The sequence below is a fragment of the Pseudomonas simiae genome (assembly GCF_900111895.1).
GTDB classification, from domain to species: domain Bacteria; phylum Pseudomonadota; class Gammaproteobacteria; order Pseudomonadales; family Pseudomonadaceae; genus Aquipseudomonas; species Aquipseudomonas simiae.
The window spans coordinates 245,361-272,117 of the sequence record NZ_FOKB01000001.1 but is presented as its reverse complement, the minus strand read 5'-3'; the positions used below and the strand labels follow the sequence as shown (position 1 = coordinate 272,117).

21 protein-coding genes are annotated in these 26,757 nt (G+C 58.4%); 10 read left to right on the top strand and 11 right to left on the bottom strand.

The annotated features are described in order from the left end of the window. Positions 1 to 8: 8 nt before the first annotated feature. The 3 genes from BMZ57_RS01250 to BMZ57_RS01240 form a co-directional block, all read right to left on the bottom strand. Complete coding sequence (locus BMZ57_RS01250) at positions 9 to 875, bottom strand: carboxylate/amino acid/amine transporter (RefSeq protein ID WP_010208622.1); 867 nt, start codon at positions 873 to 875, stop codon at positions 9 to 11. 203 nt (positions 876 to 1,078) lie between these two features. Further along, the gene (locus BMZ57_RS01245) at positions 1,079 to 1,678 is read right to left on the bottom strand and encodes an FMN-dependent NADH-azoreductase (RefSeq protein WP_069673222.1); all 600 of its coding nucleotides are present in this window, start codon (positions 1,676 to 1,678) and stop codon (positions 1,079 to 1,081) included. A 139-nt stretch (positions 1,679 to 1,817) separates the two neighbouring features. After that, complete coding sequence (locus tag BMZ57_RS01240) at positions 1,818 to 2,132, bottom strand: hypothetical protein (RefSeq protein ID WP_031290415.1); 315 nt, start codon at positions 2,130 to 2,132, stop codon at positions 1,818 to 1,820. A 49-nt stretch (positions 2,133 to 2,181) separates the two neighbouring features. Here BMZ57_RS01240 and BMZ57_RS01235 point away from each other — a divergent pair, with 49 nt between their 5' ends. The 5 genes from BMZ57_RS01235 to aqpZ all read left to right on the top strand — a co-directional run bounded on the left by BMZ57_RS01235 (position 2,182) and on the right by aqpZ (position 7,396). Continuing rightward, complete coding sequence (locus BMZ57_RS01235) at positions 2,182 to 3,105, top strand: PA3225 family LysR-type transcriptional regulator (RefSeq protein ID WP_010208617.1); 924 nt, start codon at positions 2,182 to 2,184, stop codon at positions 3,103 to 3,105. A gap of 14 nt (positions 3,106 to 3,119) precedes the next feature. Then, positions 3,120 to 3,923 (top strand): alpha/beta fold hydrolase, encoded by an 804-nt coding sequence (locus BMZ57_RS01230; protein ID WP_069673223.1) that lies wholly within the window; start codon positions 3,120 to 3,122, stop codon positions 3,921 to 3,923. 3 nt (positions 3,924 to 3,926) lie between these two features. Further along, positions 3,927 to 4,490: a peptidylprolyl isomerase A gene (locus BMZ57_RS01225; protein ID WP_010208614.1), complete on the top strand. Its 564-nt coding sequence runs from the start codon at positions 3,927 to 3,929 to the stop codon at positions 4,488 to 4,490. Positions 4,491 to 4,569: 79 nt separating this feature from the next. After that, entirely contained in the window at positions 4,570 to 6,402 is a 1,833-nt protein-coding gene (locus tag BMZ57_RS01220) for an ABC transporter ATP-binding protein (protein ID WP_044287635.1), read from the top strand. Between the two features lie 292 nt (positions 6,403 to 6,694). Then, positions 6,695 to 7,396 carry an aquaporin Z gene (gene aqpZ, locus BMZ57_RS01215; protein WP_044287636.1) on the top strand — a complete coding sequence of 234 codons (702 nt, stop codon included), beginning with the start codon at positions 6,695 to 6,697 and terminating at the stop codon, positions 7,394 to 7,396. A 120-nt stretch (positions 7,397 to 7,516) separates the two neighbouring features. Here aqpZ and BMZ57_RS01210 read toward each other — a convergent pair whose 3' ends face one another. Continuing rightward, the gene (locus BMZ57_RS01210) at positions 7,517 to 8,641 is read right to left on the bottom strand and encodes a GNAT family N-acetyltransferase (RefSeq protein WP_010208611.1); all 1,125 of its coding nucleotides are present in this window, start codon (positions 8,639 to 8,641) and stop codon (positions 7,517 to 7,519) included. A gap of 283 nt (positions 8,642 to 8,924) precedes the next feature. Here BMZ57_RS01210 and BMZ57_RS01205 point away from each other — a divergent pair, with 283 nt between their 5' ends. Continuing rightward, positions 8,925 to 10,247 carry a putative porin gene (locus tag BMZ57_RS01205; protein ID WP_069673224.1) on the top strand — a complete coding sequence of 441 codons (1,323 nt, stop codon included), beginning with the start codon at positions 8,925 to 8,927 and terminating at the stop codon, positions 10,245 to 10,247. 107 nt (positions 10,248 to 10,354) lie between these two features. Here the strand turns inward: BMZ57_RS01205 and BMZ57_RS01200 are convergent, their stop codons facing one another. The 5 genes from BMZ57_RS01200 to aceK form a co-directional block, all read right to left on the bottom strand. After that, complete coding sequence (locus BMZ57_RS01200) at positions 10,355 to 10,600, bottom strand: anti-sigma factor family protein (RefSeq protein ID WP_010208608.1); 246 nt, start codon at positions 10,598 to 10,600, stop codon at positions 10,355 to 10,357. Further along, positions 10,594 to 11,208: an RNA polymerase sigma factor gene (locus BMZ57_RS01195; RefSeq protein ID WP_010208606.1), complete on the bottom strand. Its 615-nt coding sequence runs from the start codon at positions 11,206 to 11,208 to the stop codon at positions 10,594 to 10,596. Before BMZ57_RS01195 ends, BMZ57_RS01200 begins: the two co-directional genes overlap by 7 nt. Positions 11,209 to 11,225: 17 nt before the next feature. Next, positions 11,226 to 12,347: a beta-ketoacyl-ACP synthase III gene (locus tag BMZ57_RS01190; RefSeq protein ID WP_010208605.1), complete on the bottom strand. Its 1,122-nt coding sequence runs from the start codon at positions 12,345 to 12,347 to the stop codon at positions 11,226 to 11,228. Positions 12,348 to 12,698: 351 nt separating this feature from the next. After that, positions 12,699 to 16,610 carry an ATP-dependent RNA helicase HrpA gene (gene hrpA, locus BMZ57_RS01185; RefSeq protein WP_042571890.1) on the bottom strand — a complete coding sequence of 1,304 codons (3,912 nt, stop codon included), beginning with the start codon at positions 16,608 to 16,610 and terminating at the stop codon, positions 12,699 to 12,701. Positions 16,611 to 16,680: 70 nt separating this feature from the next. Then, entirely contained in the window at positions 16,681 to 18,396 is a 1,716-nt protein-coding gene (aceK, locus tag BMZ57_RS01180) for a bifunctional isocitrate dehydrogenase kinase/phosphatase (RefSeq protein ID WP_021490891.1), read from the bottom strand. 390 nt (positions 18,397 to 18,786) lie between these two features. Between aceK and BMZ57_RS01175 the strand changes: the two genes are divergently transcribed. The 3 genes from BMZ57_RS01175 to BMZ57_RS01165 all read left to right on the top strand — a co-directional run bounded on the left by BMZ57_RS01175 (position 18,787) and on the right by BMZ57_RS01165 (position 22,264). Further along, the gene (locus BMZ57_RS01175; RefSeq protein WP_069673225.1) at positions 18,787 to 20,412 is read left to right on the top strand and encodes a methyl-accepting chemotaxis protein; all 1,626 of its coding nucleotides are present in this window, start codon (positions 18,787 to 18,789) and stop codon (positions 20,410 to 20,412) included. A gap of 52 nt (positions 20,413 to 20,464) precedes the next feature. Beyond that, positions 20,465 to 21,361, top strand: coding sequence for a DMT family transporter (locus tag BMZ57_RS01170; protein WP_045791758.1), 897 nt, complete (start codon positions 20,465 to 20,467; stop codon positions 21,359 to 21,361). A 156-nt stretch (positions 21,362 to 21,517) separates the two neighbouring features. Then, positions 21,518 to 22,264 (top strand): class I SAM-dependent methyltransferase, encoded by a 747-nt coding sequence (locus BMZ57_RS01165; RefSeq protein WP_010208599.1) that lies wholly within the window; start codon positions 21,518 to 21,520, stop codon positions 22,262 to 22,264. A 141-nt stretch (positions 22,265 to 22,405) separates the two neighbouring features. Here the strand turns inward: BMZ57_RS01165 and BMZ57_RS01160 are convergent, their stop codons facing one another. Further along, positions 22,406 to 23,578, bottom strand: a complete 1,173-nt coding sequence (locus BMZ57_RS01160) for an alginate O-acetyltransferase AlgX-related protein (RefSeq protein ID WP_010208598.1) — start codon at positions 23,576 to 23,578, stop codon at positions 22,406 to 22,408. Between the two features lie 9 nt (positions 23,579 to 23,587). Continuing rightward, a complete protein-coding gene (locus tag BMZ57_RS01155; protein ID WP_139136478.1) occupies positions 23,588 to 25,078 on the bottom strand; it encodes an MBOAT family O-acyltransferase in 1,491 nt (496 codons plus the stop codon). A gap of 357 nt (positions 25,079 to 25,435) precedes the next feature. On the opposite strand from BMZ57_RS01155, the gene BMZ57_RS01145 reads away from it, so the two are divergent. Next, positions 25,436 to 26,586, top strand: a protein-coding gene (locus BMZ57_RS01145) for an IS3 family transposase (RefSeq protein ID WP_139136479.1) whose coding sequence is annotated in 2 segments (ribosomal slippage) — positions 25,436 to 25,670 and positions 25,670 to 26,586 — 1,152 coding nt in all. Because the reading frame shifts where the segments join, the coding sequence is not laid out codon by codon here. The last annotated feature ends 171 nt before the right edge of the window (positions 26,587 to 26,757 follow it).

Here is a 26,757-nt window from a genome sequence, read left to right as displayed (position 1 = left end):
CAAGGGCGTCAGCGTGGCGCTGGCGCCTTGCGCACACCCAACCGACTCATCCACACCGCCGCCAAAATCACCAACCCGCCCAAGGCCAACCGCCCTAGCGGTTCGTGCTGGTTCCAGATCAGCAAGTTGAGCAGCAAGCCGACCGGCACATGTAAGTTGTTCATAACCGCCAGGGTGCCGCCCTGCACCAGGCAGGCGCCCTTATTCCACCAGTACATGCCCAGCGCAGTACTGACCAACCCAAGGAACACCAGCACGCCCCATTGCAGCGGCGCATCGGGCAGGAAGTTGGCCTTGCCGAACAGCAGGAACGCCGGCAATACCACCAACAATGCACCCAGGTAGAAGTAGCCAAAGCGCCGGTAATGCGGCAGATCGCTCGGATAGCGCGCCACCAAGTGCTTGTACATCACCTGCCCGGCGGCGTAGGTGAAGTTGGCCAATTGCAGCAGCAGGAAGCCGCCGAGAAAGTGCGGGGTGATCTGGTCGAAGCGGATCACCGCTGCGCCCGCCACTGCCACCAACGCGGCGATCAGTGCCCAAGGGTTAAAGCGACGGTTGAGGGCGTCTTCGATCAGGGTCACGTGCAACGGCGTGAGGATGGTGAACAGCAGCACCTCCGGCACCGTGAGCACGCGAAAGCTCAGGTACAGGCACACGTAGGTCACCCCGAACTGCAGCGCGCCAATCACCAGCATGCCACGCATGAAGGCCGGCTCCACCGAGCGCCAGCGGGTCAGCGGGATGAAGATCAACCCAGCCAGCACCACGCGCACCAGCACGGCGAAGTAGCTGTCGACGTGACCGGCGAGGTATTCGCCGATCAAGCTGAAGGAAAATGCCTGAATCAGGGTGACAACCAGTAAGTAGCCCATGCGCGCCTCGTTTCGAATGGGCGGGACATTAAAGGTTTTCGGCGGTTGAAGAAACTCGGGGCAAAAAAAACCCGACCTCGCTAAAGCGGCAGTCGGGCAGGAGCACTCAGGAGCAGAAAGTGCAAAGGGAGGTCTGTTACGCGTACTTGAAGGGTTTGCGTGGCACTAGATAACCATCGCGGGATTATCTGACGATTAACGGATCAGGCGACCTGGGCCAGCAGCGCTTTGGCGTGGTTGATGCCCTTCTCCTGGAAGTCACCACTGAGGTTCACCCCTTCGGCGTGGATGAAGGTGACGTCGTGAATCCCGATAAAGGCCATGACCTGGCGCAGGTAAGGTTCCTGGTGATCAGAGCTGGCACCGGTATGGATGCCGCCGCGCGCCGTGAGCACGATGGCACGTTTGCCGGTCAGCAGACCCTGTGGCCCGGTGGCGGTGTATTTGAAGGTCACACCTGCGCGCAGCACGTGATCCAGCCATGCTTTAAGGGTGCTGGGGATGGCGAAGTTGTACATCGGTGCGGCCATCACCAGAACGTCGGCGGCCAGCAGTTCGCGGGTCAACTCATCGGAGCGGTCCAGGGACGCCTGCTCGCTGTCGTTGCGTTGATCCGCGGGCTTCATCCAGCCGCCGAGCAGGTTGGCGTCCAAGTGTGGAACCGGGTTGAGGGCCACGTCACGCACAGTGATCTGATCAGCCGGATGGGCGGCCTGCCATAGGCTGATGAATTGCTGGGTCAGTTGGCGGGAAATCGAATCCTGCTGGCGGGCGCTGCTTTCGATGATCAGAACATTGGACATGGCGTTGTGGGCTCCATCAGAAGTTGCTGTAAGGCGATGGAGTGAAGATTAAACATAGCCAATTCGATTAAAAAGCGCAAAAAACTGCTATAACCCATCTATAAATTTGTTTATAAGCGGAGCATGCTCCGCTGCTCGGTTACTTCGGCGCACACGACAGGGCGATCCGCATCTTGATAATGGCGCGGTTGAACTTGACCGTGGTGTTGGTGCTTTTGCCCGCCGGCACCGTGACCGTACGGCGACGCGGCGATTCCGGGCCGTTGGTGAAGATTACCGAGCAGACCGCGTCTTGCTTGCCGTAGTTATTGAGTTGAATCGAACTGATATCGCCGTCCACGTCGGAGGCGGTGTAATCGATGCTGACGCCGTCGATCTTTTTGGTCACGTCGATGGGGTAGGCAAATGCGCTCAGCGGCAGCAGTGCCAGCAACACACAACAGAATTTTCTCATTCGGCAGTCTCCAATAAGGACTGTCAGCTTAGGACAAGAGGAACCCATCTTGAAAGCGCCCCGCGTTACCCTCGATCAATGGCGTACGCTGCAAGCCGTGGTCGACCATGGCGGCTTCGCCCAGGCGGCTGAAGCGCTGCACCGTTCGCAGTCTTCGGTGAGCTACACCGTGGCCCGCATGCAAGACCAACTGGGCGTGCCGCTGCTGCGCATCGACGGGCGCAAAGCGGTACTCACCGACGCCGGTGAAGTGCTGTTGCGCCGTTCCCGGCAACTGGTGAAAAACGCCAGCCAGTTGGAAGACCTCGCGCACCATATGGAACAAGGTTGGGAAGCCGAGGTGCGGCTGGTGGTGGATGCGGCCTATCCGAACGCACGCCTGGTGCGCGCGCTCACCGCGTTCATGCCGCAGAGCCGGGGTTGCCGTGTGCGCCTGCGTGAAGAGGTGCTGTCGGGGGTCGAAGAGTTGCTGATGGAAGGCGTAGCCGACCTGGCGATTTCCGGTTTCAGCATCCCGGGTTACCTGGGCACGGAAATGAGCGATGTGGAATTTGTCGCCGTGGCACACCCCGAGCATTCCTTGCACCGTTTGAATCGCGAGCTGAGCTTTCAGGACCTGGAAAGCCAGATGCAAGTGGTGATCCGCGATTCCGGCCGTCAGCAACCCCGGGATGTGGGTTGGCTCGGCGCCGAGCAACGCTGGACCGTCGGCAGCCTGGCCACCGCCGCCGCCTTCGTGGGCAGCGGCCTGGGTTTTGCGTGGCTGCCCCGACACATGATCGAACGCGAACTCGCCGAAGGCGTGCTCAAGCAACTCCCCTTGGAACAGGGCGGCAGCCGTCACCCCACGTTTTTCCTGTACTCAAACAAGGACAAACCCCTGGGGCCCGCCACGCAGATCCTTGTGGAACTGCTGCGCACCTTTGACACCGCCCCGCTGGACGCGCCTTTCGCCGCCCCTCAGCAAGCCTGAAACGGAGTTCATGCATGGCCTGGTTCGACCACGAAGGATGCAGCCTGCACTATGAGGAATACGGCCACGGTACGCCGCTGATCCTGATCCACGGCCTGGGCTCCAGCAGCCAGGATTGGGAGCTGCAGATTCCGGTGTTGGCCAGGCATTACCGCCTGATCGTGGTGGATGTACGGGGTCACGGACGCTCGGACAAACCGCGAGAACGCTACAGCATTCAGGGCTTCACCTTGGATTTGCTGGCGCTGATCGAATACTTGGACCTGCCAGCCGCCCACGTGGTGGGCTTGTCCATGGGCGGCATGATCGCATTCCAACTGGCGGTGGATGAACCCGCACAGGTCAAGAGCCTGTGCATCGTCAACAGCGCACCGGAGGTGAAGGTGCGCAGTGCCGATGACTACTGGCAATGGGCTAAACGTTGGAGCCTGGCACGTGTACTCAGCCTGGCCACCATTGGTAAGGCGCTGGGCGACCGCTTGTTTCCCAAGCCGCAGCAGGCCGACCTGCGCCGCAAGATGGCCGAACGCTGGGCAAAAAACGACAAACGTGCTTATCTCGCCAGCTTCGATGCAATCGTGGGCTGGGGCGTGCAGGAACGACTTTCCAGAATCACCTGTCCAACCCTGGTCATCAGCGCCGACCATGACTACACCCCTGTGGCGCAGAAAGAAAACTATGTAAAACTGCTACCCAATGCGCGACTGGTGGTGATCGAGGATTCCCGCCATGCCACGCCTTTGGACCAACCCGAAGTCTTTAACGCAACCTTGCTCGATTTTCTAAAGACAGTCGAAACCACTACCCAGGATCACTGACCCATGCTGAAAAAAATCGCCTTCTTTGCCGGTTCTGTTCTGTTCGCCGCCAACCTGATGGCCGCCGAGCCAGCCAAGGCGCCCCACGTATTGATCACCACCACCAATGGCGACATCGAGATCGAACTGGACCCGGTCAAAGCGCCGATCAGCACCAAGAACTTCCTGGCCTATGTCGACAGCGGCTTCTACACCAACACGATCTTCCACCGCGTAATCCCAGGTTTCATGGTCCAGGGCGGTGGTTTCACCCAGGCAATGACCCAAAAGCCAACCAAGGACCCGATCAAGAACGAAGCCAGCAACGGCCTGCATAACGTACGTGGCACCCTGTCCATGGCGCGCACCAATGACCCGAACTCGGCCACCAGCCAATTCTTCATCAACGTCGCCGACAATGCCTTTCTCGACCCGGGCCGTGATGCCGGTTACGCCGTATTCGCCAAGGTGGTCAAGGGCATGGACGTGGTTGATGTGATCGTCAATTCGCAGACCACTACCAAGCAGGGCATGCAGAACGTGCCAATCGATCCTGTGTACATCAAGTCGGCCAAGCGCATCGACTGAGGTATCAGGTAGTTCCGCGCGCAGCCCACAAGGCCGCGCGCGCATTTGAAAGGAGAGCCCGCCACGCGGGTCATACCTAATGCTCTATCGTCGTTTTGAACAACTGATCGATATTTTCCGCGACGCCCCCAGCGCCGCCCCGCCCGACAAAGTCCTGCCTTTCTACCTCTACTACCTGCGCCAGGTGTGGCCGCACTTCGCCGCCTTGCTGGTGGTGGGCCTGATCGGTGCACTGATCGAAGTCGCGCTGTTCAGCTACCTGAGTCGCATCATCGACCTGGCCCAGGGCACGCCGCCCGCAGACTTCTTCCAGGTTCACAGCACCGAGCTGATCTGGATGGCCGTGGTCGCCTTGCTGCTGCGCCCGATCTTCGGCGCCCTGCATGACCTGCTGGTGCACCAGACCATCAGCCCCGGCATGACCAGCCTGATCCGCTGGCAGAACCACAGTTACGTGCTCAAGCAGAGCCTGAATTTTTTCCAGAACGATTTCGCCGGGCGTATTGCCCAGCGCATCATGCAAACCGGCAACTCCCTGCGCGACTCTGCGGTGGCGGCGGTGGATGCGATCTGGCACGTAGTGATCTACGCCATCAGTTCCCTGGTGCTGTTTGCCGAAGCCGACTGGCGTCTGATGATCCCGCTGGTGACCTGGATCATTTGCTACGGCCTGGCGCTGCGCTACTTCGTGCCACGGGTGAAGGAGCGCTCGGTGATTTCTTCCGAAGCGCGCTCCAAATTGATGGGCCGCATCGTCGACGGCTACACCAACATCACCACCTTGAAGTTATTCGCCCATACCCGTTATGAGCAGGAATACGCCAAGGAAGCGATCATCGAGCAGACCGAAAAAACCCAGCTGGCCAGCCGCGTGGTGACCAGCATGGACATCGTGATCACCACCATGAACGGCCTGCTGATCGTCACCACCACCGGCCTGGCGCTATGGTTGTGGACGCAGTCGCTGATCTCGGTGGGCGCGATTGCACTGGCCACCGGTTTGGTGATCCGTATCGTCAACATGTCCGGCTGGATCATGTGGGTGGTCAACGGCATTTTCGAAAACATCGGCCAAGTGCAGGACGGCCTGAAGACCATCGCCCAACCGCTGGCCGTGATCGACCGCGACAATGCCCCGCGCCTGAGCGTGCCCCATGGCGAAGTGCGCTTCGAGCAGGTGGATTTCCACTATGGCAAGAAGAGCGGGATCATTGGCGGCCTCAACCTTGAGATCAAGGCCGGTGAAAAGATCGGCCTGATCGGCCCGTCCGGTGCGGGCAAGTCGACCCTGGTCAACCTGCTGCTGCGCCTCTACGACCTGCAAGGTGGGCGCATCCTGATCGACGGCCAGAACATCGCCGATGTCGCCCAGGAAAGTTTGCGCGAACAGATCGGCATGATCACCCAGGACACGTCGCTGCTGCACCGCTCGATCCGCGACAACTTGCTGTACGGCAAACCGGACGCCACCGATGAAGAACTCTGGGCCGCCGTGCACAAGGCGCGCGCCGATGAGTTCATCCCGCTGCTGTCGGACTCCGAGGGCCGCACCGGACTGGACGCGCATGTCGGTGAGCGCGGGGTAAAACTCTCCGGCGGCCAACGCCAACGTATCGCCATTGCCCGCGTGCTGCTCAAGGACGCGCCCATCCTGATCATGGACGAAGCCACCTCCGCGCTGGACTCGGAAGTGGAAGCCGCCATTCAGGAGAGTCTGGAAACCCTGATGCAGGGCAAGACGGTGATCGCAATCGCACACCGGTTGTCGACCATTGCGCGAATGGATCGCCTGGTGGTGCTGGAGAAAGGCCAGATTGCCGAGAGCGGCAGCCACGCCGAATTGCTCGCCCATGGCGGGCTGTATGCGCGGTTGTGGCAGCATCAGACGGGTGGGTTTGTCGGTATCGACTGACAATTCCGAGCTTATACACAATCAAAAATGTGGGAGCGGGCTTGCTCGCGAATGCGTTGGATCAGTCAAGACATCCAGTGACTGACACTCCGCATTCGCGAGCAAGCCCGCTCCCACATTCGCTCAGCGCCAGGCTTGCGAACTCATCGGACCCTGGCGCTTTTTCATGCCCTGGATTTGTGCCGCAACCGTGCTGTAATCAGTGCAGTGCCCAGACGGGCGCTGAAGTAAATCTGCAGGGAGCATCACTGATTTACAGATCCGGTAGAACAATCTATCAAGGACGGGTTGCATGTCTTTGTTCAAGCGTTCAATCACAGAGGGGTTAGGTACGTTTTGGTTGGTGTTGGGCGGTTGCGGGAGTGCGGTGTTGGCCGCAGCGTTTCCTGCAGTCGGGATCGGGTTGTTGGGCGTGTCCCTGGCATTCGGGCTCACGGTGCTGACCATGGCGTTCGCCATCGGGCATATCAGCGGTTGTCACCTCAACCCGGCGGTGTCGGTAGGGCTGGTCGTGGGCGGACGGTTTCCGGCCAGGGAACTGCCGGCGTACATCGTGGCGCAGGTGGTCGGCGGTACGATCGCCGCTGCGCTGCTGTATTTCATTGCCAGTGGTAAACCGGGGTTTGAACTGGCGTCGGGCCTGGCGTCCAACGGCTATGGCGAGCACTCGCCCGGCGGTTATTCGATGGTGGCGGGGTTTGTCTGTGAGCTGGTAATGACCGCCATGTTCGTGGTGATCATCCTCGGCGCCACCGACCGCCGTGCACCGCCGGGCCTTGCGCCCATCGCCATCGGCCTGGCGCTGACACTCATCCACTTGATCTCCATTCCCGTGACCAACACCTCGGTCAACCCGGCCCGCAGTACCGGTCCGGCCCTGATCGTCGGCGGGTGGGCGATCCAGCAATTGTGGATGTTCTGGCTCGCGCCGATCCTGGGCGCGGTAATCGGTGGTGTCACCTACCGCTGGCTGGGCAAGGAGGAACCGACCTAGCCCACTCTGCAGGAGCGAGCGTGCTCACGAAAAACGTCAAGGATAACGCGGGCGGTCTGGTTTTACGTGGGGTCTTGGTTCTTCGCGAGCAAGCACGCTCCTACAGCGGGGCCCCGAGCGTTACACCTGCCGATAAGGCAGGGCCGTCCTCGCCTCCTCGGCATACGCCACGATCCCCACCCGCTCGCGCTCGAGGAAATCCTCCACGGCATTCTTCAAACCCGGATGGCGCAGGTAGTGCCATGACCGTGTAATCACCGGCTCAAACCCGCGAATCAACTTGTGCTCACCCTGGGCCCCCGCGTCGAAGCGTTGCAGGCCGTGGGCAATGGCGTAGTCCATACCTTGATAGAAACAGGTTTCGAAATGCAGGCGGTCGAACTCCGCCAGGCAGCCCCAGTAGCGACCGTAGAAACTGTCGCCGCCGATCAGGCTGAAGGCCATGGCCACCGGGCGTGCGCCTTGTTTGGCCAGTACCACGCGGATCGCTTCGGGCATGCGCTCGGCCAGCAGGCTGAAGAACGCGCGAGTCAGGTAGGGCGATTGCCGGCGGATAGCGTAGGTGTTGGCGTAGCAGGCGTAGACAAAATCCCACTGCGCCTCGCTCAGTTCGTGGCCGCGCAGCCACTCGAAGTCGATGCCCTGCCCCGCCACTTGTTCGCGCTCTTTGCGCATCTGTTTGCGCTTGCGCGAACTCAGCGCATCGAGAAAGTCCTGGAAGTCGCGGTAACCCCGGTTCTGCCAGTGAAACTGACAACCCAGGCGCTGCAGCCAGCCCGGATGTTGGGCCAGCGCGGCGTCGGCCAGCTCGTCAGTGAAGTTGATGTGAGCACTGGAGAGGCCTTCAATTTCCAGGTAACCCGGCAGGCTTTTCAGCAGTTCGAAACCCTCGTCTGCACTCGCCGCCAGCAGGCGTGGCCCACTGACCGGACTGAAAGGCACGGCAGTCAGCAACTTAGGGTAGTACTCAATGCCAGCCCGCTCGCAGGCATCCGCCCAACCGTGATCAAACACATATTCGCCGTAGGAATGCCACTTGCGGTAACTGGGCAGCGCCGCCACCAGCCGATCGCCCTCCCAATGCAACAAATGCTCCGGCTGCCAACCCGATTGCGGGCCCAGGCTGGCGCTGTCTTCCAATGCGCTCAGGAACGCGTGCCGCACGAACGGCTGGGCCTGTGGCACCAGTGCGTCCCAGGTTTGCGGGGCGATTTCGGACAGGCTGTCCAGGCGTTGCAACGGCATCGGCATCCTCACTGGTTTGGGGCGTGAAAGCCTGGCGAGTATCGCTGATTGCCGGCCTTGGCACACCCCCGTTTCGCGCGACAAGGCACTAAACCAATAGTTCCAAACATGAAAAATTTGTCATCTAGATGACATCACTTCGCCACTGCTCCGTCATAAACGATCGTGATACTGACGCCTGTTTTTAGAGCGCCTGGTTCTACCCGGCGGCTACTTTTCCGTCCGTCATCGGTCGGTTGTGTCCTGGATGGTTAGCCATCCCTCCTCACTTTCGGAGATTGATATGCGTCTTGCTTCCACTAAAACTGCGGCGGTTCTGTGCGGCGGCCTGTTACTGGCCCTGAGCGTTCCAGCCAACGCTGCAGTCGACGCTAAATTGCTCGACATGCTCAAGGCCAACGGCCAGATCACCGCAGCGCAGTACACCGAACTGCAAAGCGAACTGGCCAAAGACCAGAAAGAACAGCAGATCGCACGGCAAGCTCAACAAGAGACCAACGAACAGATCGCGGCCACCGCGAAGAAAACCAACGAGCTGAGCAGCTTCGACCAGAAGCTGGCCTGGGCGGCTAAGACTCAGTTCAAGGGTGACGTACGTTTCCGCCAGGAAACCGTGAAGATCCAGGGCGAATCCAACAATGGCGGCCGCGACAAGGACCGTCAGCGCATCCGTGCCCGCCTGGGCGCCTACACCGAGATCAACTCGCAAGTCGACACGGGCATCCGCATTGCCACCGGCAGCAGCGACGATGCTCGTTCGACCAACCAGGACCAGGACAACTACTTCGACAAGAAGTCGATCTGGCTGGACCTCGGCTACATCGACTATCACCCGGACCAGATCAAGAACCTGCACGTGATCGGCGGCAAAATGCTGCAACCGTGGGTGAGCATGGGCGACGTCATCTGGGATAGCGACATCAACCCTGAAGGCCTGGCCCTGACTTACAAATACCCACTGGGCAGCAGTGCCGAGCTGTTCGGCAGCCTCGGTAACTACAACCTCAAGGACAACGTCGACGGCGACGGCGTGCAATTCCGCCACGACCTGCGCCTGACCTCAGGCCAGTTGGGGACGCGCTTTTCGGTCACCGACAACCTAAAAATGACCCTGGGCGGCAGCGTCTACGCCTACCAGAACGACAAGGACAGCCGTTGCACAACCACCACCACGCCTTGCGCACTGGCGGTCAACGGTAACTCGGCCGACAACCAGTTCCGTTTGTATGAAGGTTTTGCCCAAGCCGACATCGGCGGCCTGGCAGTACCGCTGGCGTTCTACGGCCAGTACGTAAAAAACAACGATGCCGTGACCGACCAGGACACCGCCTGGCTGATCGGCGCCAAGTCCAAGGTGTTCGGGTTCAACCTGGATTACAACTACCGCGACATTCAACGTAATGCCGTGGTGGGTGCCTTCACCGACTCGGACTTCGCCAACGGCACCACCGGTTCGCGCGGGCATAAGATGAAGGTCAGCTACGACATCGACAAGAACTTCGCTCTCGGTGCCACCTACTTCCTGACCAAGGCCGACTACGCCAGCCGCACCCAGCGTGATGCGAACACCAACACCCTGCAGCTCGATGCAGAAGCCAAGTTCTAACGCTCAGTGTTGAAAACCTTGGGCCAGGACGGCCCGAGGTGGCAGAACCCGTCTTGCGTGGGTGGATCGCTCCCCATCATCCGTTCGCTCTACCCACGCGAGCCTGCTTATTCCCCGTCTTTGTGATGCTTGAGCCGCTCGTCAGCCAGACGCTGCGCCAAGGCCTCCACACCCTCTACCGGCTCATCCGGCATGATCTTCAGCGTCGCCTGCATCAGGCGCATCTGGCGGATAAACCGGCGACAGTTCGGGCAGAACATCAAGTGATGACGCACCAGCAGACGCTCGCGAAAGGTCAATTGCCCATCGAGATAGTCACTGGAACGTGCCACTTGTTCTTTACAGGTCAACATTCGCCCGTTTCCTCAAAATGCTCCACCGTGGCGAAGACTTTAAGCCGCGCTCGATGCAACAGCACACGGACATTGGAGAGCGACAGCGTCAGAAGATTACAAATCTCTTCCAACTCCAGCCCCTGGCGCTCACGCAACACCAGCACGCTGCTTTGCAACTCAGACAAGCTCAGCAACGTATGCTCCAGGCATTTGCGCAGTTCATCCTCGGTCAGCAGGGCTTCCGGGGTGTCCTGGTGCCAGGCGTAGGGGGCAACGGCCCAGTGACCATCATCGGGGGAGAAACGGTCATCACCAAGGGTACCGTGGGGCGAAGGCAGGTCGTCGAGCAACACTTCGCGACGATTCTGCTTGTAGCGCCCCTTGGCGGCGTTGGCGGTGATGGTCAGCAGCCAGGTCTTGAGGCTGGAACGCCCTTCGAACTTGGCCAGGTTGCGCACCACCGACAGCCAGGCGTCCTGCACGACTTCGTCGGCGTGACGCTGGCCGACGATGGCGTAGGCCACCGCCCGCATGGCGCTTTGGTAGGTGGTGACCAGTTCCTTGTAGGCCCGCTGCTCACCCTTGAGCAGCCGTTCAAGCAGGTGCGCATCGTCCGCTGCTGCCATTCAAGACCTCGATTGTCTTAGCGTTTGCGCAGGATCACGCTACCGATCGAATAGCCCGCGCCAAACGAGCTGAGCACCGCCACGGAGCCCTTGGGCAAATCATCCTGATAGGTGTGGAAGGCGATCACCGAGCCCGCCGAACTGGTATTGGCGTAAGTATCGAGGATCACCGGCGCTTCTTCCACCGAGGCTTCGCGGCCCAGCAGTTTCTTCACGATCAGGTGGTTCATGCTCAGGTTGGCCTGGTGCAGCCAGAAGCGCTTCACATCGGCCACGTTCAGCTGGTTTTCTTCCAAATGCACACCGATCAGCTCGGCCACCATCGGGCACACGTCGCGGAACACCTTGCGGCCTTCCTGCACGAACAGCTTGTCCGGCGCGCCGATGCCTTCTTCCGCGGCGCGGTTGAGGAAGCCGAAGTTGTTGCGGATGTTATTGGAGAACTTGGTCAGCAGCTTGGTGCTCACCACGTCGAACTGATGCTCGGAAGTCGCCAGGTCGGCGCGCTCCAGCACCACGGCCGTTGCCGCGTCACCAAAGATGAAGTGGCTGTCGCGGTCGCGGAAATTCAGGTGGCCGGTGCAGACTTCCGGGTTGACCATCAAGATCGCCCGCGCCTGGCCCAGCTGGATGCTGTTGGCCGCGTTCTGGATGCCGAAGGTGGCCGAGGAACACGCCACGTTCATGTCAAAACCAAAACCTTCGATACCCAGGGCCTCCTGGACTTCAATGGCGATGGCCGGGTAGGCACGTTGCAAGTTGGAGCAGGCGACGATCACCCCGTCGATGTCGGCGGCGGTCTTGCCCGCGCGTTGCAGGGCTTGTTCGGCGGCGCCGACGGCCATCTGGCAGAGCACCGACCATTCGTCGTTGCTGCGCTCGGGAAGGCGTGGGGCCATGCGCTGCGGGTCGAGAATGCCGTCCTTGTCCATCACAAAGCGGCTCTTGATGCCCGAGGCTTTTTCGATGAAGGCTGCGCTGGATTCAGTCAGCGGCTGCACGTCACCGCGCTCGATGGCGGCGGCGTTGTCGCTGTTGAACTGATGCACGTAGGCATTGAAAGACTGCACCAGCTCTTCGTTGGAGATGCTGTTGGCCGGGGTGTACAGGCCAGTGCCGCTGATGACGACGTTATGCACGGTCGTTCCTCTAAATCTGTCAGGCAGAAGATATTGGTACCGTCGTACCAAACTATAAGTAGTTCGATCCCGCCCAGCGGACATCAAACTGGCATCGCTTTATTCCATCGCGTCGCAGCCCTTCACGACGATCCCGGCATTTATAACCGCGAAGTTTGCCACAAACCCAGGGTTTTGGCGCCATATCCCCAATAAACACTGCATTCACCGGAGCACCCTAAATCGAGTGTGGGGGCGAGCTTGCTCGCGAAGGCGGTGTGTCAGTCGCTACATGTATGGCTGACACACCGCCTTCGCGAGCAAGCCCACTCCCACATTGGACCTGCGTCGTCCTTGAGACCGGGAACGATCTCAGGCCTCCACCAAACTCCACTGTTTACTCAGGCGCTTGTCGGAAATCGGCACTTTGGTGCCCAGTTGCTGAGCAAACAACGACACCCGGTATTCCTCCAACCACCAGCGATAGAGCTCCAGCTGAGGATCGCGCTTGCCTTCCTGGGCATGCTTTTTCAGACGGTTTTCGTAGTGCGTCCACAAGCCGGCCAGTTCGCCGCTCCACACCCGGTCCTTTTGCACCTGGCTCGGCAGTTTCTCCAGGCGCAACTCGATGGCCTTGAGGTAACGCGGCAACTCCTTGAACCAGTGCGCCGGGGTTTCCCGCACGAAACCTGGGTACACCAGGTGGCTCAGTTGCTGCTTGATGTCGTTCAGCGCCACGGCTTGGGCGAGGTCGATCTTGCCTTTGAAGCGTTTTTGCAGGCCGTGCCACAGTTTCAGCACATCCAGGGTCAAGCGCGCCAGGCGCTCGGCGTGTTCGGTCCAACTGCCGCGCTTGCGCTCGGCCAAGGCAGCCAGACCGGCACCATCACGCGGCAGGTTGGTTTCGCCTTCGAGTACGCAGGTGTCGAGGCTGGCCAGCAGGATGTCTTCTACCAACGCATCGATGCGGCCCAGCTCGCGGTACATCAGGCCCAGCTCAGTCAAGCCCGGCAATTTGCCGCGCAGGAATTTTGCCGGTTCTGCCAACTGCTGCATCAGCAGGCGTTGCAAGGCGCGGCGATGTTGGAATTCAGCTTCGGCAGCGGTGGAGAAGCGCCCCTCTTTGACCGTGCCGCCTTCTTCCACCAACGCCGGATACACCGTCATCGACAGCCCGGCGATCTTCTGCTGGGTCTTTTCCGCCACCGCCGCAAACACCTTGGCTTCAACCGGCTGTTGGCTTTTCGCGGTTTGCGGCACTGCCAGCGCGGCCTGGCTGGCCTCGGCAAAGCGCGCGGTCAGTTCGGCCAGGTCGCGGCCTTCACCCAGGAACTTGCCCTGGCCGTCGACCACTTCCAGGTTCATCTTCAGGTGGCTTTCCACCTGCTGCGCGGCTTCGGCCCAGGCTTCATCGCTGACCCGCGCACCCGTCATGCGCAGCAACTCGCGCCCCAGCGCCTGGGGCAACGAACCCTGGCCGAACTCGATGCGTTGCAGCGCGGCCTTGACGAAGTCCGGCACCGGCACGAAGTTTTTGCGCAGGGCCTTGGGCAGGTTGCGCACCAGGGCAATGCACTTGGCTTCGATCACCCCCGGCACCAGCCACTCCAGACGCTCGGGTGGCAAGGCCGGCAGCAACGGTGCCGGCACGCGCAAGGTCACGCCATCACGCGGGTGGTTGGGCTCGAAGTGGTAACTCAACGCCAGTTCGAGGTCACCCAGGTGCAGGGTGTCCGGATAATGCGCGGCGGTGACTTCACTGGCTTCGCGGGCCAGCACGTCCTCTTCGCGCATGATCAGCAGTTGGGGGTCTTTCTGGCTGTTGATTTTGTACCAGCTGTCGAAGGTCGCAGTCTGGTGGATCTCCGCCGGCAACCGCGCGTCGTAGAAGGCATACAGGGTTTCTTCATCCGCCAGAATGTCACGACGGCGCGCCTTGGCTTCCAACTCGTCGAGCTGTTCCAGCAGTTGCTGGTTGGCCGTGAGGCACTTGGCCCGCGACTGGATCTCGCCACGCACCAGGCCCTCGCGGATAAACAGCTCGCGGGACACCACCGGGTCAATCGGACCGTAATGCACCGGGCGACGCCCGACCACAATCAGCCCGAACAGCGTGATCTGCTCAAAGGCCACGACCTGCCCACGCTTCTTCTCCCAATGGGGTTCGAAGTGGTTTTTCTTGATCAGGTGACCAGCCAGCGGCTCGATCCAGTCGGCGTCGATCTTGGCGACCATGCGCGCATACAGCTTGGTGGTTTCCACCAGTTCGGCGGTCATCAGCCATTGCGGGCGCTTTTTGCCGATGCCCGACGACGGGTGAATCCAGAAGCGGCGCTGACGCGCGCCGAGGTAATCGCCGTCTTCGGTTTTCTGGCCGATCTGGCTGAGCAGCCCGGACAACACCGCCTTGTGCAGTTTCGGGAAGTCCGCCGGTTCTTTGTTGACCGTCAGCTGCATGTCGCGGCAGATCAGGCTCAACTGACGATGGGAATCGCGCCACTCGCGTAAGCGCAGGTAGTTGAGGAAGTTCTTGCGACACCAGTTGCGCAGAGGGCTGGCGGTGAGTTCCTGGCGCTGCTCTTCAAAGCCGCGCCATAGATTGACCAGCCCGGCAAAGTCCGAATCCGGATCTTTCCACTGTGCGTGAGCCTGATCCGCGGCTTGCTGGCGTTCCGGCGGACGCTCGCGCGGGTCCTGGATCGACATGGCGCTGGCGACGATCAGTACTTCCTGCAAGCTGCCGAGCTTGGCGGCTTCCAGCAGCATGCGGCCCATGCGCGGGTCCACCGGCAGGCGTGCCAATTGGCGACCCAGTGGCGTGAGCTGGCTGTTGCGGTCCACCGCCGACAGCTCTTGCAGCAGGTTGAAGCCATCGCTGATGGCCTTGCCGTCCGGCGGTTCGATAAACGGGAAATCGGTGATCTCGCCGAGGCGCAGGTGCAGCATCTGCAGGATCACTGCGGCGAGGTTGGTGCGCAGGATTTCGGGATCGGTAAACTCCGGACGCCCGATAAAATCCTCTTCGCTGTACAGGCGCACGCAAATGCCCGGCTCGACCCGGCCGCAACGGCCTTTACGCTGGTTGGCGCTGGCCTGGGAGATCGCCTCGATCGGCAGACGCTGCACCTTGGCGCGGTAGCTGTAACGGCTGATGCGCGCGGTGCCGCTGTCAATCACATAACGAATGCCCGGCACGGTCAGCGAGGTTTCCGCAACGTTGGTCGCCAGCACCACGCGACGCCCCGGGTGGGATTGGAAGATGCGCTGCTGTTCGGCTGGCGACAGGCGCGCATACAACGGCAGGATTTCGGTGTGCTTGAGCTGGGCCTTGCGCAGCATCTCGGCAGCGTCACGAATCTCACGCTCTCCCGGCAGGAACACCAGCACATCGCCGGGGCTGCGCCGTTCGCTGCGCTCATAGGCGGCGATTTCATCCAGGGTGGCGAGGATCGCCTGGTCAACGGTCAAGTCGTCCTCGACGCGGTTGCCTTCTTCATCCTGTTCCAGGGTCAGCGGGCGATACCAGGTGTCTACCGGGAAAGTACGGCCCGACACCTCGACAATCGGCGCATCGTCGAAATGCTTGGAGAAGCGCTCCAGGTCGATGGTCGCCGAGGTGATGATGACCTTCAGGTCCGGACGACGCGGCAGCAGGGTTTTCAGGTAGCCCAGCAAGAAGTCGATGTTCAGGCTGCGTTCGTGGGCTTCGTCGACGATGATCGTGTCGTAGCGTTCCAGGTAGCGATCGTTCTGGGTTTCCGCCAGCAGGATGCCGTCGGTCATCAGCTTGATCAGGGTGTTGGAGTCACTCTGGTCTTCGAAGCGCACCTGATAGCCGACCAGCGCGCCCAAGGGCGTGGCCAGCTCTTCGGCGACGCGGCTGGCCACGCTACGCGCGGCAATCCGGCGTGGCTGGGTGTGACCGATCAGGCCGAACTGGCCACGCCCGATTTCCAGGCAGATCTTCGGTAACTGGGTGGTTTTACCCGAACCGGTCTCGCCAGCAATGATCAGCACCTGGTGCTTGTTCAGCGCCTCTTTGATTTCATCGCGCTTGGCCGCGATCGGCAAGCTGTCGTCATAACGGATCACCGGCAGGCTGGCACGCCGCGCCGTGACCTGGGCGCAGGACGCCTGCATGCGCGCAACCCATTGCGCCAACTTTTCCTCGTCGGGCTTCTTGCGCAACTCAAGCAGCTGCCGCCGCAAGCGGTGGCGGTCGGCGAGCATGGCGTGGTCGAGGTTGTTCAGCAATTGGTCGATAGCGGGCGCTTGATCAGTCATCAGGTACGTATAGGTCGTCTATTTATGCAGGGGGCGGATTGTCGCAGAAAACCGCCAAAGCGCGCGCCCCTCATTCGTTATCGCGGTCTTTGCGCCTGTACGGGAACACGTCGATGACCTTACCGGCACGAATCGCCTCCTGCAGCCCTTTCCAGTAATCGGCGTTGTACAGCTCGCCATGCAGCTCATCAAACAGCTTGCGCTGGCCAGCATCGGCGAACAGGAACGGCGGGAACTCCTCGGGGAATACATCCAGCGGGCCAATGGAATACCAGGGTTCCGAAGCCATTTCATCCTCGGGGGTGCGCGGCGCGGGGATGTGGCGGAAGTTGGCCTCGGTGAGAAAGCAGATTTCGTCGTAGTCGTAGAACACCACACGGCCGTGGCGGGTGACACCGAAGTTCTTCAAAAGCATGTCGCCGGGGAAGATATTCGCCGCCGCCAGTTGCTTGATCGCCAGGCCGTAGTCTTCCAGGGCTTCACGCACCTGGGCGGGGTTGGCGTTGTCGAGATAGAGGTTGAGCGGGGTCATGCGTCGTTCAGTCCAGCAGTGGCGGATCAACACGGTGTCGCCTTCCACTTCGACGGTACCGGCGGCGACTTCCAGCAGTTCGGCCAGGCATTCGGGCTCGAATTTACTCAAGGGGAAACGGAAGTCGGCGAACTCCTGGGTATCGGCCATGCGCCCGACCCGGTCGACGCTCTTAACCAGGCGGTACTTCTCGATCACCGTGGCGCGGTTAACGTTTTTCGACGGCGAAAAGCGGTCCTTGATGATCTTGAACACCGTGTTGAAGCCCGGCAGGGTAAATACGCTCATGACCATGCCACGCACGCCGGGGGCCATGATGAATTGATCATCGGTGGTCGCCAGGTGGTTGATCAGCGCGCGGTAAAACTCCGACTTGCCGTGCTTGTAGAAGCCGATGGAAGTGTACAGCTCGGCGATGTGCTTGCCCGGCAGGATACGCTTGAGAAAGCCGACGAATTCCGCCGGCACCGGTACATCCACCATGAAGTAGGAGCGGGTGAACGAAAAGATGATCGACACCTCTGCTTCGTCGGTGATCAACGCGTCGATCTGGATGCCTTGCCCTTCACGGTGCAACAGGGGAATCACCAGCGGCCATTGTTCGTCGCGGGTATAGATGCGTCCTACAAGGTAGGCGCCCTTGTTGCGGTAGAGCACCGAGGAAAACAGCTCGACCTTGAGGTCCGGGTCCTTGCACACCCAGTCCGGCAGGTTTTCCCGCAGTTGGGTTTCGAGGCGGTGCAGGTCGCTTGCCAGGTCCGCGTAAGGTTCACTGAAACGGTAGTCGGCAAAGATCTGCGCGAGCATTTGCGGGATGTTCCCGGCGGGCGTGTACGTGCGCGTCTGCGCGGCCCGTGCCCGGCGCAGGCTGGGCCGGGTGGTGTGGATGAACATGCAGCCGTCACTGATCAGGTCATGACTGAACAGCCCGCAGAAAATCGAGTTGTACCAGGTCTCGGACAGCTCATCGTCGAAACGCAGGTCGATCAGCCCGATGTAGGCGCTTTTCACCACGGGCCACGTGTCGATATCAAGCAGTGTGCCGTCATCGAAGTGTTCGCGCAGGCGCGCAGTCACTTCACTGACCTTTTCTTCATAGAGGTTGATCCGTGCCGCCGACGCCGCCTGCCCCTGCTGCCACTGAGCCCTCTCAAAACGCTCACGAGCGCCATCGGTGATCTGGCGGAAGTGCTCACGGTAATCGTCGAAGCCATCGAGGATCATCTGGGCGACAGCGAGGGCGGATTGCGACATGCGGGAAACCTCGAACGGGCATCTGGATGCCCTGAGCTTAGCCAGTGTACGAGAACAGGAGAAGAGTCATTTCTTGCACTGTCTTGTACAACTTCGTTCATTTCGTACATTTATTTGCAATTTTCTTAAGCAGACCATTCGGTCAATAAACGCACCCCGAAGTCTCTTCGCGTTTTACTCACACCCCTGCAATGGCGGGATCTGGCAGGTTGATACTGGAAAACCGCGCGCAACGCCGGGCGCGATTACCGCGCAGCGCTGTGGATCCAACTAAGGGAAACCCTGATTACCACAGTGATAGCACTTTGATATATAGCGCACCCTCTCCCACCCTAACAAGGTCCGAAGACCGATCCGGGAACAGGTTCTAATCGCCCAAGGAGCATTGAGATGTCATTGAGGAACATGAGGATCGGTCTGCGTGCCAGTCTGAGTTTTGGGGTTTTGGCCAGCTTGCTGGTGATTGTAGGAATGTTTGGCCTTGGTCAGATGGCCAAGTTGCGGCAAAGCGCGCTGGTCATTGAAGCATCGTGGATGCCCAGCATCGAGAACATCCACGACAGCGCGGCCATTGTCGCCAGCATCCGCCTGGAGGCATTGCGCCTGGCGACCACCGACGAATCGCGGATCCGCGACAACAGCAAAGCCCTGATCACCCGCCAGCACACCGAGCTGCAAACCCTGCTCGACCATCACAAAACCCTGCTCAGCGGCGATGAAGAGCGCGAAATGCTCACGCAGCTCGAAGGTAATGCGAACGCTTACCTGAGCCTTGTCAGACAAATCGTTGCCCTGGTAGACAAGGACCAGCAACAAGACGCCATCGACCTGCTCAACAGCCGCCTCGCGCCACAGGGTGTGATCCTCAACAAAAGCCTGACGGACATGATTACCTTCAACCAGAGCGGTGTGCAAACCGCTGTGGATTCAGCCGCACAGACCTATTCCAGCGCGCAGTGGATCGTCGGCTCGATCATTGTGCTCGCGCTGACCGCCACCTTACTGCTGGCGTGGCTGCTGACCCGCAGCATCACCGCCCCCCTCGGCCAGGCGCTGATTGTGGCACGCACCATTGCCAGCGGCGACTTGAGCCAGCCGATCGCCGTCAGTGGCAAGGACGAGCCCGCCCAATTGCTCACAGCCTTGGCCACCATGCAGGCGCAGTTGCAAGGCACCCTCCGCGGCATCAGTGAGTCGGCGCAGCAACTGGGTTGCGCTGCCGAAGAGATGAGTTCGGTGATGGAACAAAGCACCCGTGACCTGCAAGCGCAGAACGACGAGATCGAACAGGCTGCCACCGCCGTGACCGAAATGAGCGCGGCGGTGGATGAAGTAGCGGGCAATGCGGTGTCCAGCGCCGAAGCTTCCCAGGCCTCCGACGAGGACAGCAAGCACGGCCACTACCAGATCAGCGAAACCATCAGCTCGATCCAGAACTTGGTGGACGAGGTGCTCGGCGCGTCGAACAAGGCCGAAGGCCTGGCCGTACAGGCCCAGGACATCAGCAAGGTGCTGGAGGTGATCCGTGGCATCGCCGGGCAGACCAACCTGCTGGCGCTCAACGCCGCCATTGAAGCGGCCCGCGCGGGCGAGGCCGGGCGTGGTTTTGCCGTGGTGGCCGACGAAGTGCGCTCCCTGGCGCAGCGCACCCAGGACTCCACCGAAGAAATCGAGCAGATGATTACCGGTATCCAGCGCGGTACCCAAGACACCGTCGAAGCCCTGAACAGCAGCGCCGACCATGCCGGCCACACCCTTCAACGCGCCAACAGCGCAGGCAGCGCCTTGGAGAAAATCACCGCGGCCATCTCGCAGATCAGCCAGCGCAACCTGGTGATCGCCAGCGCCGCCGAGCAGCAAGCACTGGTAGCACGCGACGTGGACCGCAGCCTGGTGAACATTCGCGACCTGTCCACCCAGACCGCTGCCGGCGCCACCCAGACGTCAGCGGCCAGCCAGGAACTGTCGCGCCTGGCAGTGGACCTGAATGGGCTGGTGGCGCGGTTTGTCCTGTAATCAGTAAAGGGGGCGTGTAACACTCGCCGCCTTATTGATGTAGGAGTATTCCGTGAGACCTGTCGACACCTTGTACTTGCTGGGGCTCGCCGCCATCTGGGGCGCGAGTTTCCTGTTTATGCGCATCATTGCGCCGGAGATCGGCACGGTGCCGACGGCGTTTTTCCGCGTATCGATCGCCGCCGCCGGGTTGCTAGTGATTTTGGCGATGATGCGGGTAAGCTGGGATTTTCAAGGCAAGTTCAGGACTGTGTTGCTATTGGGAGTGATCAACTCCGGCATCCCGGCGACCATGTATTCGGTGGCGGCCCAGGTGCTGCCGGCGGGTTACTCGGCGATCTTCAACGCCACCACACCGTTGATGGGCGTGTTGATTGGCGGGCTGTTCTTCAGCGAACGTCTCACACCGTCGAAAATCGCAGGAGTATGTCTGGGACTGTTCGGTGTGGGCGTGCTGACCCGCGCCGGGCCGGTGGCGTTTGACCTGGAATTGCTGACGGGTGCACTGGCCTGTTTGCTCGCGACCACCTGTTACGGCTTTGCCGGGTTCCTGGCGCGGCGCTGGCTGGATCAGCGCGGTGGCCTGGACAGCCGCCTATCAGCCCTGGGCAGCATGCTTGGCGCCACCCTCTTCCTGCTGCCGTTCTTTACCTACAGCGCCATCAGCCAACCGCCGGCGAGCTGGGGTGGATGGCAGGTGTGGGGGTCGTTGCTGGGGCTGGGGCTGGTGTGTACGGCGTTTGCCTACATCCTATACTTCAGGCTGCTGACCTCGATTGGACCGGTTAAGTCGATGACAGTGACGTTTATGATTCCGCCGTTTGGGGTGTTGTGGGGGGCGTTGTTGCTGGGGGAGCCGTTGTCGATGGCGCATGTGTATGGGGGGGTGTTGATTGGGGGGGCGTTGTGGTTGGTGTTGAGGCCGAAAAATCGTGAGCGAGCTGTTTGAGTGTTTTGACTCTCGGTGATAAAGGCCGCACATCCGGACATCTGCTTAAGACGAATAAATCCGACTACGGTCTCCCGCCAACAGGTACGTCGTGTATTATCGGAACCTTATTCATTTCAACGTCAACTCTCACCGAGTTGCGTGTATGGGAGCCATATGGGTTTTTTTGATAATTTCCCAAGGTTTTATAAAACCAGCCAAACCAGCCCTTTTCCAGACCGCCTGAATTCGCGGCACACCGCGATAATGGAAAGAAATATAGAGTTTATAAAGGGTAAGCGTGTCCTTGATATAGCAAGCCATGATGGACGTTGGTCATTTGCAGCGCTGCAGGCAGGTGCAGCTCATGTAACGGGTATTGAGCCCAGGCAAGAGCTAATAAACAACGCCATAGAGACATTTAACGAGTACAGCATCGACCCTTCGCGTTTTGAGTTTTTATGCGGTGATGTCTTCGACCACCTCAGCAATAAAGAATTTGACGTTGTTTTCTGCCTTGGGTTTTATTACCACACTATTCGACATGCCGAGTTATTTGACTTGATCGAACGTACAGGGGCTAAACTGGTAGTGATCGACACCGAGGTCACTCCGACTGTGGATGAGTTTCCGGAAGGTGAAACCAGTGACCCTCGTGTAGTGTTTGGCAACCCCTACGGTGTCCAGCTCTTGCTTGACCCGGTAGATGACCAACAGATGGCCTATTCCGATTCACTGACTCGGCATGGACAGACCCTTGTAGGGCGCCCATCAAGAAGCGCTGTACGCTTCATCGCCAAACACTTCGGGTACACCACAAAGACCTTCGACTGGGATGAATACATTTCAGAAAAGCCTGAAGTCAAAGGTGCACTGGTCGATTACAGCGAAGGCTGGAGAGATACGTTTTACTGCTCAAAATAAGCCTCCCCCCTAAACCCCACCAGCTTCACGGTGGGGCGCATCTTCAGCCAGATAAGAACCCGACGGCTTTGACGACTACCTCGGTCACCGTCTTCGGCATGACGCTAAATATTCAGAAACACGCAGTTATAAACCAGCTATTCATTGAGACTCTAGGGCGGGCATCATTCCCATTGTATGCCGCGCTCCGGTCTCGATAATGACAACCGCAACGGCGTCTGGCTTGAACTGTTCAATGAGATCCGTTCGAAAAAAACCGTCTTGAACATGCGCTGTAACAATCTTATCAAAATGCTCCTTGAGGAATGGGAGCAGTTCAGTTGAAAAAGAATCCCTCAACAGAAGCAGTGTTTTTCCCGTTTTGGCATCGGTATGAAGAACTTGTGGCCCAACCCAACTATGGTTATCACTCAAAAATGTCGTCTTTTCGAGGGGATGGGTCAACATCTCGGCAAACGAAACTCGATCGTGCGGAACAGAACCTGCAATCCCAAGCATTAAGGACAAATCTCTAGCGGTCCCCACCATTGGTAGTACTACCGGTGTAAAGGCGGCCAGAGGCAATGGCTGCATATCGGTAAAGTCTACAGACATTCTGGTCATTAGCTGGTTGTAGGCAATGTAAGCACCCAACCCTGTCCAGTGTGTATCGTACTCATCATAAAGCTTTTGATTATGGCGCTCCTGGAAGATCGCTACACGCGGATCCACGATCTGATCGATCCCCGCTTCTTTGGAAGCCTTAATGATCTCATCGACCTCTGTATTGACTCTTTGTTCAGGCATCCAATAAGGTCGATTTTCGGGGTAGATATCTTCCTTTACAGGCGCCACCATGAAATAAAACTTTGCGTCCCTCTTGCTCAGGTATTCCACACGCTGGCGAAAGCCGCTGACCCAGGCATCAATATTAGGTTTATCCAGGATTAACGCGCCTGACATCTGCACCAAGTGACTGCCATCATCATAAAACAGCCAACCATTCTGACCCACAATAATCCGCTTCGAACCTGAATATCCGAGTGTGTACCGAATCAAATTCAACGTCGAAATCATGTGTGTGCGCAGTGGAAACTGGTCGATCGCAAACGCGTCCAACTTTGCTGGCAATACTGCCCAGTCAGACAGGCTTTTTGGCACTGAAGGAGCACTTGCAAGCACCCTATTTTCAGCCAGCCCAGGCTCAGGAATGTTGAACAGGGGAAACAGATGAACGACGACAACTACTGCCACTACCCCTCCTATCAACGACCACCAGTGATAGGTGCGCTTAGTCGCAGTAGACCGCTCACTACTTTCAGAAGCATAGCTCATTTACGCGCCTCAGAATCGAAAATATAAAAAGGGATTAAGCGAACTGCTGGCCAGCAAAACCACACTACAGACCAGACCGCCTACCAACAGAAACGCAGGCAGCGCATGAACATCCGCTGCATCACGACCATGCCTGCCCGGCTCAGTAGATCCATTGACGCTTGTGAAATTTAGCCGCGCACATACCCATGGAATAACCGGAAATGAAAGAACTACTCCGGCAATCAAGGCAACCACTGTTTCAGGCGTCATCCACACCATCATGGGCTGCCATTCCTGCAGCGCACTATCAAACCCAGCCATCGCTTTTAGAATAACCCAGGCCTGATCAAAGCTATCGGCTCTGAAATAGACCCATCCCACCATGACGACAAGCAATGTGTAGAGGCGTGCCAAAAAATCAGGGGCCGCTTCAAGCGCACGTTTTAAAAACACACGTTCCAATACAACGAATACGCCGTGAAACAGGCCCCAGAAAATGAAGGTCCATGCCGCACCGTGCCAGAGGCCCGTCACAAAAAATACAATCAACAGATTTCGAATGGTCGAAATCTCTCCTCCGTGGCTCCCGCCTAACGGTATATACACATAGTCCCTAAACCAGAACGAGAGAGACATATGCCAGCGCCGCCAGAACTCAGTGATCGACTTGGATGAGTATGGATAGTCAAAGTTCTTGGGGAACCTGAACCCCAACATAAAGGCAAGACCAATAGCCATATTGGAGTAACCACAAAAATCAAAATAGATCTGCACTGTATAAGCTGTTGCACCGATCCAAGCGACGGCGGATGTGACGCCTGTCGGATCAAGACTAAACAAGTGATCAGCCGCCGGCGCGACCGAGTTGGCAATCATCACTTTCTGACACAGGCCTACGATAAAATACTGAACACCCAACCCAAACTTCTCAATACCGACTGTCCGATGATGCAGCTCGTCGTTGATATCGGTATAACGAACAATCGGACCCGCCACCAGATGTGGAAACATCATTACGTATGTAGACAGCCGTATAATGCTGTTCTCTGGCTTGATCGTTTGACGGTAAACCTCTACCAGATAAGATACCAACTGAAAAATAAAAAAGGAAATCCCCAAAGGTAAGTGCATATTGAGGTGGGGAGGCTCGCTCCCCATAAGACCCGATATAATATCTACAAAAAACTGGCTATACTTAAAGACCCCCAACACCATGAGGTTTATAAAAATAAATACACCCAACGTCCACTTGCGGCGCTGCCCAGCTGCTGCGCCTATTATTTTTCCTGCACTGTAGTTAAGGGCCAACAATGCTATTAGCAATAGTAAATAAAGCCCCTCCCCCCACACATAAAATACTGCGCTCGCCGTCAGCAGCACGGCGTTCCTAACGCCTGTCAAATAATAAATCAATAAAAAAACGGGTAAAAAGTAAAAAATAAATACGACCGAGCTGAAAACCATTTCTTTTCCGTCCATAGTAAATTTTTGCGGAAATCTACCATAAAACAGCGACAACTGAACAAAATCCGCACTGCCAGACCAAGATTTATCACCACGTAGCCAAGTGGGTGGCCATCCGTTTTCTCACAATCACCAAGCAGGCCGTTTCATCGCCGTACTCAGGCGGTTTGCGCTGTGCTTAGCGCTTCACTTGGTACCGAGTCGGCTCAGGTTAAAATGCTGCTGAATTTTGCGACAGAACAGCATGCAGATCTCCCTACCGCGATGACCGACTGACCCGATCAAACGGTTTGTAGGTTTTCTTCCAACCCTTTACAATTTCCCGTTCGTGACTCGCCTACTGGCTATGTGAATCGCCCCGGGTTTCGTAGACACCTCCATGCCTTAAACTGAGGCCAATCAGGAGGTGCCATGAGCAACCCACGTTATCCCGAAGAATTCAAAATCCAAGCGGTCAATCAAGTGACCGAAAAGAAGCTTCCCGTCGCTGACGTAGCGGCGCGTCTTGGCGTGTCGACGCATAGCCTCTATGCCTGGATAAAGCGCTACAGCAAACCTCAGGCAGAACGGCAGCAAGACGATGATCAGCACGCTGAACTGCGTCGTCTGCGAGCGGAACTCAAGCGGGTCACTGAAGAGCGAGACATCTTAAAAAAGGCCGCCGCGTACTTTGCCAAGGAGTGCGGCTGAAGTACGCCTTTATCAAGCAGCGCGCGGGCGACTATTCCATTCGACGGCTTTGCCTGACGCTGAAAGTCCATCCCAGTGGTTATTACGCTTGGTTGTCTGAGCCGCAATCTGCACGCGCTAAAGACGACCAGCGATTGCTGGGTTTGATCAAGCACTCGTGGCTGGAGAGCGGCGGAGTTTATGGCTATCGCAAAATCCATGACGACCTGCGCGAGGTCGGTGAAGATTGTGGTCGGCATCGTGTGGCGAGGTTGATGCGTCTTGAAGGTCTACGCTCTCAGACAGGGTATCGACGTCGCCCTGGAAAGTACGGCGGTAAGCCAGCGGTCGCCTCACCCAATTTGCTGAAGCGCCAGTTCGATGTCGGGGAACCCAACAAGGTTTGGGTCACCGACATCACCTATATTCGTACGTATGAAGGCTGGCTGTATTTGGCGGTGGTGCTGGATCTGTTTTCCCGTCAGGTCGTTGGCTGGTCAATGAAGTCGCAGATGACCAGTGATTTGGCCATTGATGCGTTATTGATGGCGGTTTGGAGGCGAAAACCGAAACAGGAGGTGATGGTTCACTCTGACCAGGGCAGCCAGTACAGCAGCTCCGATTGGCGCAGCTTTTTGAAGGCAAACAATTTGGTCGCCAGCATGAGCCGCCGAGGCAATTGTCATGAAAACGCCGTGGCCGAGAGCTTTTTCCAGCTTCTGAAACGGGAACGGATCAAGCGAAAAATCTACATCACGCGGGAAGATGCTCGGAGTGATGTGTTCGATTACATCGAGATGTTCTACAACGCAAAACGCCGCCATGGTTTCAACAATCAGCTGTCACCGGTAGAGTTTGAAAAACGTTACGCAATGAGTTTGCAAGGTGTCTAAAGAATCCGGGGCGATTCACCTGTTTATCAGGTTGCTTACCCGTCCCGGATTGGCAACCTCGATAAAAATGCAGCCCCTGCACCGTCGTCCAAGCCTGCAAAATTCACTGCTCCTTCATGAACCAGCGACTCGATTATCCCTTACGAGAGATCTCCTCGTAAAATCCCTTCC

What these genes read in the sequence shown, in the direction of transcription:
- BMZ57_RS01195 (WP_010208606.1), bottom strand. Translation starts at nt 11,208, where the DNA reads ATGGCAGCAGCGGACGATGCGCACCTGCTTGAACGGCTGCTCAAGGGT.
- BMZ57_RS01165 (WP_010208599.1), top strand. Translation starts at nt 21,518, where the DNA reads ATGGGTTTTTTTGATAATTTCCCAAGGTTTTATAAAACCAGCCAAACC.
- aqpZ (WP_044287636.1), top strand. Translation starts at nt 6,695, where the DNA reads ATGTCTTTGTTCAAGCGTTCAATCACAGAGGGGTTAGGTACGTTTTGG.
- hrpA (WP_042571890.1), bottom strand. Translation starts at nt 16,610, where the DNA reads ATGACTGATCAAGCGCCCGCTATCGACCAATTGCTGAACAACCTCGAC.
- BMZ57_RS01210 (WP_010208611.1), bottom strand. Translation starts at nt 8,641, where the DNA reads ATGCCGTTGCAACGCCTGGACAGCCTGTCCGAAATCGCCCCGCAAACC.
- BMZ57_RS01240 (WP_031290415.1), bottom strand. Translation starts at nt 2,132, where the DNA reads ATGAGAAAATTCTGTTGTGTGTTGCTGGCACTGCTGCCGCTGAGCGCA.
- BMZ57_RS01225 (WP_010208614.1), top strand. Translation starts at nt 3,927, where the DNA reads ATGCTGAAAAAAATCGCCTTCTTTGCCGGTTCTGTTCTGTTCGCCGCC.
- BMZ57_RS01160 (WP_010208598.1), bottom strand. Translation starts at nt 23,578, where the DNA reads ATGAGCTATGCTTCTGAAAGTAGTGAGCGGTCTACTGCGACTAAGCGC.
- BMZ57_RS01175 (WP_069673225.1), top strand. Translation starts at nt 18,787, where the DNA reads ATGTCATTGAGGAACATGAGGATCGGTCTGCGTGCCAGTCTGAGTTTT.
- BMZ57_RS01220 (WP_044287635.1), top strand. Translation starts at nt 4,570, where the DNA reads ATGCTCTATCGTCGTTTTGAACAACTGATCGATATTTTCCGCGACGCC.
- BMZ57_RS01205 (WP_069673224.1), top strand. Translation starts at nt 8,925, where the DNA reads ATGCGTCTTGCTTCCACTAAAACTGCGGCGGTTCTGTGCGGCGGCCTG.
- BMZ57_RS01250 (WP_010208622.1), bottom strand. Translation starts at nt 875, where the DNA reads ATGGGCTACTTACTGGTTGTCACCCTGATTCAGGCATTTTCCTTCAGC.
- BMZ57_RS01200 (WP_010208608.1), bottom strand. Translation starts at nt 10,600, where the DNA reads ATGTTGACCTGTAAAGAACAAGTGGCACGTTCCAGTGACTATCTCGAT.
- BMZ57_RS01245 (WP_069673222.1), bottom strand. Translation starts at nt 1,678, where the DNA reads ATGTCCAATGTTCTGATCATCGAAAGCAGCGCCCGCCAGCAGGATTCG.
- BMZ57_RS01230 (WP_069673223.1), top strand. Translation starts at nt 3,120, where the DNA reads ATGGCCTGGTTCGACCACGAAGGATGCAGCCTGCACTATGAGGAATAC.
- aceK (WP_021490891.1), bottom strand. Translation starts at nt 18,396, where the DNA reads ATGTCGCAATCCGCCCTCGCTGTCGCCCAGATGATCCTCGATGGCTTC.